The following is an 11396-nucleotide window of genomic DNA, read 5'->3' on the forward strand; positions in this document are numbered from 1 at the left end:
CGCCGGAGTCGCGCCGCGGGTCGGCAAGCTTCACCTGATCGATCCCGCGCAAAAGGCGCTCGACGTCGCGCGCAGGCGGCTCGAGGGCGCCGGAAACGCCGCCTTCCACCTCGCGCCCGCCGACGCGATCCCGCTGCCCGACGCAAGCCAGGATTTCGGCTATTCGCTCGGCGTCCTGCATCACATTCCGAACACGGCGCGGGCGCTCGCCGACGCGGTGCGCAAGCTCAAGCCCGGCGCGCCGTTCCTGCTCTACATCTATTACAAGCTCGAGAACCGGCCCGGCTGGTTCCGCCTGGTCTGGCGCGGGACCGACGCGGTGCGGCGGGCGGTCAGCCGGCTGCCGTTCCCGATCGCGCGCGGCGTGACCTCGGCGATCGCGGGGACGGTTTACTGGCCGCTCGCCCGCCTCGCACTCGCCGCCGAAAAAGCCGGGCTCGACCCTTCGAACATCCCCTTGAGCAGCTATCGCCACCGCAGCTTCTACACGATGCGGACCGATGCCCTCGACCGCTTCGGCACCCGGCTCGAGCAACGCTTCACGCGCGGCGAGATCGAGCGGATGATGCGCGAGGCGGGGCTGGAGGACGTCCGGTTCAGCGAACGACCGCCTTATTGGGTGGCGTGCGGTACGAGGCGGCGGGAGGCGGTTTCGGTGTTCAGCGTGTCGGTCGTGATTCCCCTCTACAACAAGGCCGAGGCGGTCGAGACGACACTCAAGTCGGTGCTTCGCCAGACGCGGCCGCCGGACGAAGTCGTCATCGTCGACGACGGATCGACCGACGGGTCCGTCAGGGTGATCGAGCGGGTGCTCGAGGCCGAAGCGACGACCATCCCCGTCCGGCTGATCAGGCAGGAGAATGCCGGCGTTTCGGTCGCTCGCAACCGCGGCGCGGAGGAGGCGCGCTTCGACTATATCGCCTTCCTCGACGCGGATGACGAGTGGCTGCCCGAATGTCTCGCCGAGTATGAAAAGCTCGCCCGGCACAATCCCGATTCCGGCCTGTTGACCGTACTTCTGGCAAAGATCACGCCGAAGGGACTGCTCATCCCCGAGCGGAGCGCCCTTTCCGACGGCTTCTTTGGCGAAGTGCGCAGCCCGCTCGAAACCTATCGCAAGGGATACGGGCTCGTCAGCTCGTCCTCGATTGCGGTGCGGCGCGATGCATGGCGCAGGTCTGGTGGATTCCCCGCGGGAGTAGCCAATGGAGAGGACATCTGCTGGTGGGTGAAGCTGCTGATGAACGAACGCGTGGCGCACAGCGCGCTGCCTTTGAGCATCTGGCACGACGAGTTCTCCGGCGCGGCGGATCGGAAGGGCACCGTGCCGCACCATTTCGCTTACTTTCTCGGAAGCCAGGAGGGCCGCGAGTACCTCCGCGATTCTAGCCTCGTCCATTTCCTCGGTTCCAACCTTCCGGTGCAGATCGGCGGTCGCAGGCTCGCCAACGACGGCGAAGTGGTTGCCGAGCTTCGCCGCCTTTCGTCCGCCCTTCCGCTGCGTTTCAGGAGCCTCTCGGTCGCCGCCGCGGTCGTTCCGCAGTGGCTGCTGCAGCGGGCGCTTGCATGGAGAAGGGGCAGCCGGCGCCGAAAGCGCTCGGCCGTAGCGGCTCATCCGCCGGCGCCGGAGAATGGCGATCACTCGAACCTGTAGCCGAATCTCGTCACATCCTCGGCGTAGATGGAACCGACCAGCTCGATGAGGTCGGGCGTATAGAAGCTTCGATAATCGACCGGTGTCCCGGACGCGTTCGATTCGGCCAGCGGTGGCAGGTTCGGCAGGCGCTCGCGGAGGTATGCGTAGGTCGCATCCAGATCCTCGAACCTGCCGAGGTGGTCGACAAGGACTCCCCCATCGGCGTTGCAGACGAACGGCGATTGCGGCTGGAATGCGAGGTCGAGCCTGCGCAGGTCGCGCTTCGCGAGCCAGTTGGTGACGAAAGTTTCGAACGTATCGAACTCGGGGACGAGATATTGTTCGGGGTGCAGGACGCGGCCTGCGTTCGTACCGCCGATGCCGCCTCCGCGCTTCACGAAGCGATAGGCCGAAACCAGCCGGTCCCACGGGTTTCTCGTGATCGCGAACCGCGGCAGCGCTTTGACTGCGGAGGAACCCCAGCGCTCGATGTCCGCCGCGCGGACATGGCCCATGAACCGTCCGTAGAGCGCCTCGTTGACGGCCGTGCCGGCGGCCTTGGGGACGTGGACGAAGACAATGCCGGCTTTGAGCCACAAGGGCGTTCGCCGGGTCACGAGCACCCGCCGCTGAACGCCCGAAGGCAAGGTCCGGTAGATTGTCCGCGCGGCTTCCAGCATGCCGCTATTCTCCTCGTGCGGAGCTGTGGTAGCCGATCCTCGTGAAGTGCGCGATCCTGTTGACCAACCTCAAATTGGGCGGTGCCGAGCGGGTTGCAGTGAACCTCGCCAACGGATTGCGGAATAGCGGCTGGGACGTGGACCTCGTCCTGGTGGACGCCGCGGGGAAGCTACTTCGCGAAGTCGACCCCCAAGTCAGGATCGTCAATCTTTCGGCACGTCGCGGGCGCGGCGCCGTGCTCGCTTTCCGTCGCTATGCGTTCGCGAACAATCCCGACGCCGTCCTCCCGATCGCCTATGAAATGAACCTCGTCGCGGGACTGGCACTGATTGGCATGAAGTCGCGACCGAAGCTCTTCATGACCGTCCACAATCCTCTCAGGCGCTTTGCGGAGACATCCCTTGCCTACAGGTCCGTCGCGATGGGACTCTCGCGCTTGCTCTACCCGACGGCCGAGCGAGTGATCACGGTTTCGCGCGGCATTGCTGACGAAATGGTGGCCCGCAAGTGGACGATCGCTGACCGAATTGCGACCATCTATAATCCGGTGATCTCCGAAGACTTCGCGCAGTTCGCGAATGCGGCCTGCCCGGCGAACCTGCGCCACGACACTTCGATGCCCGCCATCGTCAACGTTGGCCGGCTCGTTCCCCAGAAGAACCATGCGCTTCTCCTCGATGCTTTCAAGCTCGTCACTGAGCAGCGGCCGGCCCAACTGTGGATCGTTGGCGAAGGGCCGCTTCGAACCGAACTGGAGCAGCGCATCGAACGGTTGCACTTGGGCGAGAGCGTCCAGCTTCTCGGGCACATTTCCAACCCGTTCCCCATTATCCGCGCGGCGGACCTCTTCGTGTTGTCATCGGGTCACGAAGGATTCGGCAACGTGCTCGTGGAAGCGATGGCGCTTGGAACGCCGATCGTTTCGACCGACTGCCCTTACGGACCTCGGGAGGTCCTGGAGGGAGGAAAATGGGGTGTGCTCGTTCCGCCGGGCAATGCTGAAGCTCTTGCGAATGCGATGCTGCGCGTTTTGGGCGAGGGCGGGACCGATGCGCGCCCAAGGGCGCAGGACTTCACGGTCGAGCACGCAGTGGGCGACTATGTCGCGCTGATGCGGTCGGCCATGGGCGACTAGCATGCAGATCGTCTTGCACATTGGCGTCCACAAGACCGCGAGCACCTATTTGCAGGCCGTCCTGGAGGCGAGCCGCAACCGCCTGCGAGCGGAAGGCATCGGCTATGTCACGCTCGAGGAAATGCGAAGCGGCATCACCGCCCGCGTCCGCCGCCCCGGACTTTTTGGCAGCCGGCTGAAATCGATCGCGCGACGGCTGGTTAAGCAGCACGCGGGTTGCCGACGTCTGATAATCTCGGACGAGAACCTCTCCGGTGGATCGCGCGAATTGATCAAAGGTACATTCTACTCAGCGGCCGGCGAGCGTACCTCGGGCTTCGCGGAGGCGCTGGGGATCCACGACGTCAGCATCATGGTTGCGACGAGGTCATATGATTCGTTCGTATCGTCTTGCTATTGCGAGTATCTGCGGCACTTTTCTTTTGTTACGCCAGCCGCGTACGTGGCCGCAATCGACATCCACCGGCTGGACTGGGCGATGCTCATCGCCGATCTCTGCCGCCGCTTTGGACAGGAGCGCGTCACCGTCTGGCGGTTCGAGGATTTTCGTGAGGTCGAAGACGACGTGCTGTCCGCGATGACCGGCGGCGCCGCGGTACACTGGATCAAGCCGGCTGGATCTGTCCGGCCGTCCTTCTCCCAAAAAGCGATCGACGCGCTAACCGCTCTCCTGCCGCTGCTCGGCCGTAAGCAGGTGAGCGCTTTGGTCGAGCCCGTCGCGCAGGCGATGGCTCGCTCAGATTGCGCCACTTTTCGGGCTTATGATGACGAGACCGCGTCTGCTCTGCGGGCGCGCTACGATCGCGATATGGCGCGGCTCGAAAGCGAGTTCCCCAAAATGCGGCTCATCCGGCCCGCTTCGTCAGGGGTGAAGCATCCGCCGGGTCTCGGTCACGTCGCCGAATGCGATGCTGGCCACGAGGCGGATTCGTGAGTCAGCCACAGCGCACGCGAATCGTCGTCATCAGCATGCGCGACAGCATCGAGCGGCGCGCGGCCTTTCTCGACCGTGCCAAAAACGCTGCTGTATCCTGGACTTTCTTCGATGGCCTCAGCGGCGTCGTACCGGGACTGGTTTACGACGATTCACGCGCCAGGGTGCTGCTTGGCCGCTCGCTCGGCCGAGGCGAAATCGGTTGTTATGCGAGCCATTATACGCTGTGGACTCAGCTCTTGCGCGATGACGCAGATCAGTATGTCGTCCTCGAGGACGACGTGATCGTCAATTGGAAGTTTCTCGAGAAGCTCGCGCAGGTGGATTTCGGCCAATCCGGTATCGACTACCTGCGGCTCTACTGTCTCAGGCCGGGCCGCCTCTCCGTACGGCGCTACCGTTACCTGGAAAACCGTCACCTCATCGCGCTGAGAGATCCTGCCTATGGGACGCAGGGTTATGTGATTACGCGCGCCGGAGCCCGGCGACTGGTCGAGTCCTGCGGCCGGATCGTGCGTCCGATCGACAGCCAGCTCGATCGGTATTGGGAGCACGGACTTCCCAATCTTGCCCTTTTCCCGTTCCCGATCATCGATGAATTCGCCGGTTCGACGATCGGCGATCACCGCGTCCGCGCCGCGAACGAACCCGCGCGCGCTCGCATCGAGCGCAAGCTCCGCTCGGCCTGGGACCGGGTCAGGCGCATGGCCTGGCTGCTGACCCGGTCACATCGACAGGTTCGCGATCCCTGCCGGTTCGCGGCGCCGCTGGCCGAGCACGCCGCGGGAGAATGAACCGGGTGCGGCCGGTGCCAGTCCATCAGGGGCTGGGCGGTCGCCAGATCATCGGCTCGAGTTGCTGATTGTCCTCGCGATAATAGGCCCGGATGTCGTCCTTCATTCGTCCGCGATCTCGCCCTGGTAGCCGGCGCGGCTCCCCATCGAGAATGCGCGTCTCGCCACGCCCAGGCTCTGCCGGCCCGGTGCCGTCATGGCACAACCAGCTGCTTTACGGAGGAGGCGGGTTCCTTCCTGTCCGGGAAGCAAATGTCGGGATGCGATTTGAGATAATGGACCCATGCGGTCGTCCCGCACTTCGGCGCACCGACGATGAACAGGTTGGGCTTCGGCGAGCTCATTTCACGGCGCGCCAGATTCGCGGCCGCAGCTTTGCCTCGTCGGCTGCATAGAGCCGGTCGAGCTCTGCCCTCAGCGTCGGGCTCAGCCGTTCGCCATAGCCTCGCTTCGCGTTGAGCCGCGCGACGAGGCTGGCCAAAGGCGCCGCGTCCAATCCCGTAAGTCGGCGGATAGCGCGGTAGAGCGCGGAAAGCCCGCGCGGCGGCCGGTGCAGGATTAGCCGCAGCCACTTCGATCGGCTCCGCTGCGCTTGGTTGATGCGCGGGAAGTCGGTTCGGCCGCCGTCGCGCACGCCGAGGAAGCGCATGATCTCGCAATAGGTCGCGCGCGGGTCGCGCCGCCAATCCTCGAAGTCGAATACGCGGACCTGGTCCGCTGGAAACTGGTCGAAATAACGATCGACCTGCTCGCCGAGGAAACCGAACGCACGGTAATCGAGGAAGGATTTTTCGTCGCAGGCGGGGCCGTGGTCGCCGGGGCCGCGCTTACCCGAGAGCCGCCACGCCGTCTCGAAATCCGCGTGGTTCTCGACCCCGTTGTCGAGCAGCTGGTTGTGCCAGGAGAAGAGAAGTTCGGGACGGTTGCGGACGAAGATGACGATCTTCGCATCGGGCTTGAATTCGCGAAGGTTTCTCGCCGCCTCTTTCGAATAGAGATAGGACGCAGAGGCTTCGCCAGCGATGGGCTGCGACGTCGCTTCGGCGAAGAGGCCCAGATAGTCGCGTTCGGTCCGGATGCGCCGCTGATCGGGAAAGTCGGTGCAGAAATAGTGCGGCTCCTTGCGGTCAGGCAGGAAGATGTCGGGGTGGCCGCGGAGATATTCGTACCACGCCGTCGTCCCGCACTTGGGCGCTCCGACAATGAACAGATTGGGTTTCACGCCGTCGTACCGGGACCGTCCTCACTCGGCCGCTTCGTATTGCTCGATCACCCAGGGCTCGTCCTGGGCCTTGTCGATCCATTCGGCGACGTCGGCGTGGGAGAGGACCGCTTTCATGTACACGCCGGCGAAGTTGGGCACATGCACGCCGTGGGTGATGAAGCGGGTGACGACGGGCGCGTACATCATGTCCGCTGCGCACCAGTCGCCGAACAGGAAGTCGCCGGTGCCGCCGAAGCGCGCGCGTGCCTGCGCCCAGAGCTGGAGGACTCGGTCGATCTCCTCCTTTACGGGATCGCCGAGCTGCTTGGGCGAATAGCTCCTGCGGACGTTCATCGGCAGCTCGCGCCTCAAATTCGCGAATCCGGAATGCATTTCCGCGGCCATCGAGCGGGCGACGGCGCGCGCCGCTTCGTCTTCGGGCCAGTAGAGGGCAGGGCCGTGACGGTCGGCGAGGAACTCGACGATGGCGAGGCTGTCCCAGACGACGATGTCGCCGTCCCACAGGATCGGCACCTTGCCGAGTGAGGGCGCGAACTCGTCGCCCTCGCGGCGCTTGTCCCAGTCCGCGTCGAACATCGGCACGACCAGCTCCTCGAACTCCTCGCCCGATTGCTTTGCCGCGAGCCAGCCGCGCATGGACCAGCTCGAATAGGCTCGATTGCCGATGATCAGCTTGAACAAATGCTCGCCCCTATGTCGTTGCGGCTTCGAGGATCGCGGTTCGTAACTCGGGGATGCCGCTACCGGTTTCGCTCGACGTCGTGAAGATGGAGGGGTGCGCGGCGGGATGCCTGGCAGCCTCGACCATCGTCGCCTCGTAGATGGCGCCGAGCGCAGACGGTTTCACCTTGTCGCCCTTCGTGAGGACGAGGTGGTAACTGACCGCCGCATCGTCGAGCATCCGCATGACCTCGCGGTCGACCTCTTTGAGCCCGTGGCGCGAATCGACCAGCACCAGCGTGCGCTTGAGCACGGCGCGGCCGCGCAGGTAGTCGTTCACCAGGAATCGCCAGCGTTTGACGAGGTCCTTCGGCGCGTCGGCGAAGCCATATCCTGGCATGTCGACCAGCCGCAGCTGCAGCGGCTGCCCGACGTCGAAGAAATTGAGTTCCTGCGTTCGCCCAGGCGTGTTCGAGGTCCGCGCGAGGCTGTTGCGATTGGTGATCGCATTGAGGAGCGAGCTCTTGCCGACGTTCGAGCGGCCGGCGAACGCGATTTCGGGCACGTCCGGGTCGGGCAGGAACTTGAGCTCGGGCGCGGACTTCAGGAACTCGATCGGGCCCGCGAACAGCTTGCGCGCGCGCTCGGTCAGCTCCTGGTCCGCCACCGGGCTCATGTCTCCACCGGATGCGTGTCGCTGAAGTGCAGCCCGAACTTGCGGTACAGCCACCATTGCTGCGCGATCGTCAGGATGTTGTTGGTCATCCAGTAGAGCTGAAGCCCGGCCGCGAACGGGGCCATGATGAACACCAGGAACCACGGCATGATCGCGAAGATCTGCGCCTGTGCCGGATCCATCGGCTGCGGGTTGAGCTTCATCGACAGCCACTGGGTCGCGCCGACGAGGATCGGGAGCACGCCGATCGCGAGCATCGCCGGCGGGGTGAAATTGAGTAGCCCGAACAGGTTCACCGGAGTCAGCGGGTCGGGGGCCGACAGGTCCTTGATCCACAGGACGAACGGCTGGTGGCGCATTTCGACGCTGACCAGAAGCACCTTGTAGAGCGCGTAGAACACCGGGATCTGCAGCACGATCGGAAGGCAGCCGGCGGCCGGGTTCACCTTCTCGGTCTGGTAGAGCTTCAGTATCTCCTGCTGCTGGCGCTGCTTGTCATCCTTGAAGCGCTCCTGCACGGCTTTCATCTTGGGCTGGAGCTTGCGCATCGCCGCCATCGACTGGAACTGCTTCTGCGCGATCGGGAACATGATCCCGCGCACGATGAAGGTCAGCGCAATGATCGCCAGGCCGAAGTTCCCGAGGGTGTGGAACAGGAACATCAGCACGTCGAAGATCGGCCGCATGAAAAATTCGAACCAGCCCCAGTCGATCGACTTGGACAGCTTCGGGATTCCGGCCTCCTCGTAGCGGTCGAGCCATTCCTTCTCCTTGGCGCCGGCGAACAGGCGGGTCTCCGTGGTCAGTGCCTGTCCGGGGCCGACGACGGCGGGCGCGAGCGCGTAATCGGCCTGATAGCCGCCGTTCGGGCTCTTGCGGAAGTTTGCGGCGATCGACTTTTCCGGCGCGAGCGCGGTCAGCCAATATTTGTCCGTGAAGCCGAGCCAGCCGCTGACGCTTGGGAAGGCCTGGTCGCCTTCCTTGTCGAGCGTCTTGTAGTTGATGTCGTAGTCGGCCTCGCCGCCGAAGACGCTGATCGGCCCGACATGATTGGTCCAGCTATCCGGGTCGTGGGACTGGTCGGCGCGGCTGAGCAGACCCATCGGCCGCACGGTCAAGGGCTTGCCGGATGCATTGAGGACACTTTGGCGGACGGTGAAGAGATAGCCTTCGTCTATGGCGATCCTGAGCTGGTAGCGGGCGCCGTCGGCCATTTGCGTGCTCAGCGTCACCGGATGTCCCGGCGTCAGTTGCTGGCTGTCGGCGGTCCACACGGTGTCGAGCGTCGGCACCTGCGCGCCCTGAGCCGTCCACCCGAACTGGGCGATATAGGCGCCGGGCGCGCCGAGCGGCGACAGGAGCCGCGCTGGCGGGGAGTTGCGCGCAATCGTCTGCTTCTGGTCGACCAACAGCAGATCGTCGATCTGCGCGCCCTTGAGATTGATCGAGCCGCTCAGCGAGGGCGTGCGGATGCTGACTCGCGGAGCCGAAGCCAGCGCCGCCGGGACCGACTTCGTCGCCTTCGGTGTCGCGGGCGCGCTCGGCTGCGCAGTCGGCGGCGGAGCGGGCACCCTCTCGCCCTGCTCGACCTTGGTGCTCGGCGGGTTGGCCGTCGGGAAGAATTTGCCGGACGCCCAGGTCCAGCCGAGCAGCACCAGCACGCTCAGCAGCACCGCGAGGATCAGGTTCTTGTTATCGTTCAACAGTCAGTCCCTCACGGTACCGGGTCGGGGCCCTGACCGCCCCAAGGATGACAGCGGCAGATGCGCTTGAGCGCCATCCATCCCCCGCGCGCAGCCCCATAGCGCTGGATCGCCGTAATGGCATAGGCCGAGCAGCTGGGTTGATAGCGGCAGCTCGGCGGAAGGATTTGCGACGGCCCCATCTGCCAAGCGCGCGTGATCAGGATCATCAGCTTCGCGATCACGGCTTGCGAAGCCTGTCGAGCGCGCCGGCGAGCTCGGAACGGAGCTGGGCGAAGTCCCGTTCAATCCCCTTGGAGCGGCCGATCATCACATGATCGGCGCCGGGGATTCCCCGCGCCGGCACGACCTCGCGGGCAAGCGCGCGGAATCGGCGCTTCATACGGTTGCGTACGACCGCGCCGCCGATCTTCTTGGTCACGGTAAAGCCGACGCGCATCGCCGCGTCCGAATCCTTGCGGTCGCGGACGAGCAGGACGAAGCCGGGTGTGGTCGCGCGCAACCCGCCATTCGCGGCGAGGAAGTCGGCGCGCTTCGTGAGCGTAATTAGGCGCTGAGCTTCTTGCGGCCGCGCGCGCGGCGGGCGTTCAGCACCTTGCGGCCGCCGACCGTCGCCATGCGGGAACGGAAGCCGTGACGCCGCTTGCGGACGAGGTTGCTCGGCTGGAAGGTGCGCTTCATCGCTCATGCCTTGTGTTCGAAATCAAAGGAAAAAGGGCCGCCCAAGAGGCAGCCGTTGTCGTGCGCGCCGATAGTGCAGAGGGGCGGGCAAGTCAATCTCCGCTCTGCTCGCGCTGGGCCTTGCGGATCGCCTCGCGGCGACGCGCGCTTCGGCGGCGCAGCGCTCGGTCCATCCAGTGGCCGGCCTTGGGTTGCCACCGCTTGACCTTCACATAGTGACGCTTCGCCCACATGCTGGTTTTCAGGATCAGCGCGAGGCCGGGCGCGATGAGGAAGATGCCGCCGGGCCCGGGGACCGGCGCGATTGCGAAGCCGGCGATCACGAGCAGCACGCCGAGCGCGAACAACGCCCACTCGACGATCGGCTTGTCCATCATGCGGCGCCAGCTGTCTCGTTTCGTCATACGCGGCCATGTGGTTGGGAACGGTCGTTCGCGCAAGCGCTTGCAGGAAGTACCTCGAGCAGTCTAGCGTCGGGCCGCCGAGCTAGGGGGAAGTCTGACCAGCGTTGTTCGTTCGGGGGGCGGGGCCTGATGGCCGCGACCGTCGCCACTGTCGCTTATCTCGGGCTCGAAGCGCGCGGAGTCGAGGTGCAGGTCCAGCTCACCTCCGGCGTGCCCAAGTTCACCATCGTCGGGCTCGCCGACAAGGCCGTGGCCGAGAGCCGCGAGCGGGTCCGCGCCGCACTCGCCGCGATCGGCCTCGCGCTCCCGCCGAAAGTCATCACCGTCAACCTCTCGCCCGCCGACCTGCCCAAGGAAGGCTCGCATTACGACCTCCCGATCGCTCTGTGCCTGCTCGCCGCGATCGGGGCCACGGATGCGGAGACGCTGTCACACTATGTCGCGGTCGGCGAGCTGTGCCTCGACGGGCGCATCGCGCCGTCGCCGGGCGTGCTGCTGGCGGCGATTCATGCGTCGTCGCTCGACAAGGGGCTGATCTGCCCCGCGGCGCAGGGCAGTGAGGCTAGCTGGGCCGGCGAGCTCGACGTGATCGCCGCTCCGGACCTGCTTGCGCTGCTCGCGCATCTCAAGGGAACGAGCCTCGTATCGCCGCCGCTGCCGGTCGAGGCGGAGCCGCCCGAAGGCGGGCCGGACCTCGCCCAGGTCAAGGGGCAGGAGGTGGCGAAGCGGGCGCTCGAGATCGCCGCCGCCGGAGGGCACAATCTGCTGATGAGCGGCCCCCCGGGCGCGGGGAAGTCGCTGCTCGCGGCATGCCTGCCGGGAATCCTGCCGCCGCTGCAGCCGGGCGAGGCGCTCGAAGTCTCGATG

General features: G+C 65.4%; 15 protein-coding genes. 5 read left to right on the forward strand and 10 right to left on the reverse strand.

Annotation, left to right across the window (positions count from 1 at the left end; translation table 11 throughout):
* Positions 1 to 1654: glycosyltransferase (locus GH737_RS15300; protein WP_196233078.1), on the forward strand; the 1654-nt coding region annotated here is incomplete at its 5' end.
* Here GH737_RS15300 and GH737_RS09505 read toward each other — a convergent pair.
* Positions 1639 to 2316 carry a sulfotransferase family 2 domain-containing protein gene (locus tag GH737_RS09505; protein WP_155264594.1) on the reverse strand — a complete coding sequence of 226 codons (678 nt, stop codon included), beginning with the start codon at positions 2314 to 2316 and terminating at the stop codon, positions 1639 to 1641. The genes GH737_RS15300 and GH737_RS09505 overlap by 16 nt on opposite strands.
* 41 nt (positions 2317 to 2357) lie before the next feature.
* On the opposite strand from GH737_RS09505, the gene GH737_RS09510 reads away from it, so the two are divergent.
* The 3 genes from GH737_RS09510 to GH737_RS09520 all read left to right on the forward strand — a co-directional run bounded on the left by GH737_RS09510 (position 2358) and on the right by GH737_RS09520 (position 5180).
* Entirely contained in the window at positions 2358 to 3452 is a 1095-nt protein-coding gene (locus GH737_RS09510; protein WP_155264595.1) for a glycosyltransferase, read from the forward strand.
* 121 nt (positions 3453 to 3573) lie between these two features.
* A complete protein-coding gene (locus GH737_RS09515; RefSeq protein ID WP_155264596.1) occupies positions 3574 to 4386 on the forward strand; it encodes a hypothetical protein in 813 nt (270 codons plus the stop codon).
* Positions 4383 to 5180 carry a glycosyltransferase family 25 protein gene (locus GH737_RS09520; RefSeq protein ID WP_196233079.1) on the forward strand — a complete coding sequence of 266 codons (798 nt, stop codon included), beginning with the start codon at positions 4383 to 4385 and terminating at the stop codon, positions 5178 to 5180. The genes GH737_RS09515 and GH737_RS09520 overlap by 4 nt, the downstream gene beginning before the upstream one ends.
* Before the next feature lie 194 nt (positions 5181 to 5374).
* Here GH737_RS09520 and GH737_RS15795 read toward each other — a convergent pair whose 3' ends face one another.
* From GH737_RS15795 to GH737_RS09565, 9 genes are all read right to left on the reverse strand, one after another.
* On the reverse strand, positions 5375 to 5524 hold the full coding sequence (locus GH737_RS15795; protein WP_230558734.1) for a sulfotransferase: 150 nt from the start codon (positions 5522 to 5524) through the stop codon (positions 5375 to 5377).
* The gene (locus GH737_RS09530) at positions 5521 to 6402 is read right to left on the reverse strand and encodes a sulfotransferase domain-containing protein (protein WP_155264598.1); all 882 of its coding nucleotides are present in this window, start codon (positions 6400 to 6402) and stop codon (positions 5521 to 5523) included. The genes GH737_RS15795 and GH737_RS09530 overlap by 4 nt, the downstream gene beginning before the upstream one ends.
* Positions 6403 to 6423: 21 nt before the next feature.
* Positions 6424 to 7086 (reverse strand): glutathione S-transferase family protein, encoded by a 663-nt coding sequence (locus GH737_RS09535; protein WP_230558735.1) that lies wholly within the window; start codon positions 7084 to 7086, stop codon positions 6424 to 6426.
* Positions 7087 to 7096: 10 nt separating this feature from the next.
* Complete coding sequence (yihA, locus tag GH737_RS09540) at positions 7097 to 7741, reverse strand: ribosome biogenesis GTP-binding protein YihA/YsxC (RefSeq protein ID WP_155264599.1); 645 nt, start codon at positions 7739 to 7741, stop codon at positions 7097 to 7099.
* Positions 7738 to 9444: a membrane protein insertase YidC gene (gene yidC / locus GH737_RS09545; protein WP_155264600.1), complete on the reverse strand. Its 1707-nt coding sequence runs from the start codon at positions 9442 to 9444 to the stop codon at positions 7738 to 7740. The genes yihA and yidC overlap by 4 nt, the downstream gene beginning before the upstream one ends.
* An 11-nt stretch (positions 9445 to 9455) precedes the next feature.
* Positions 9456 to 9668: a membrane protein insertion efficiency factor YidD gene (yidD, locus tag GH737_RS09550; RefSeq protein ID WP_155264601.1), complete on the reverse strand. Its 213-nt coding sequence runs from the start codon at positions 9666 to 9668 to the stop codon at positions 9456 to 9458.
* Positions 9665 to 9991 carry a ribonuclease P protein component gene (rnpA, locus tag GH737_RS09555; protein WP_155264603.1) on the reverse strand — a complete coding sequence of 109 codons (327 nt, stop codon included), beginning with the start codon at positions 9989 to 9991 and terminating at the stop codon, positions 9665 to 9667. The genes yidD and rnpA overlap by 4 nt, the downstream gene beginning before the upstream one ends.
* Positions 9991 to 10125, reverse strand: a complete 135-nt coding sequence (rpmH, locus tag GH737_RS09560) for a 50S ribosomal protein L34 (protein ID WP_037504084.1) — start codon at positions 10123 to 10125, stop codon at positions 9991 to 9993. Before rpmH ends, rnpA begins: the two co-directional genes overlap by 1 nt.
* Positions 10126 to 10217: 92 nt before the next feature.
* A complete protein-coding gene (locus tag GH737_RS09565) occupies positions 10218 to 10499 on the reverse strand; it encodes a PGPGW domain-containing protein (RefSeq protein ID WP_230558737.1) in 282 nt (93 codons plus the stop codon).
* Positions 10500 to 10658: 159 nt separating this feature from the next.
* On the opposite strand from GH737_RS09565, the gene GH737_RS09570 reads away from it, so the two are divergent.
* Positions 10659 to 11396: magnesium chelatase domain-containing protein (locus GH737_RS09570; RefSeq protein ID WP_196233080.1), on the forward strand; the 738-nt coding region annotated here is incomplete at its 3' end.

Origin of the sequence: Sphingomonas segetis, assembly GCF_009720245.1 — a bacterium.
Taxonomy (GTDB): domain Bacteria; phylum Pseudomonadota; class Alphaproteobacteria; order Sphingomonadales; family Sphingomonadaceae; genus Sphingomicrobium; species Sphingomicrobium segetis.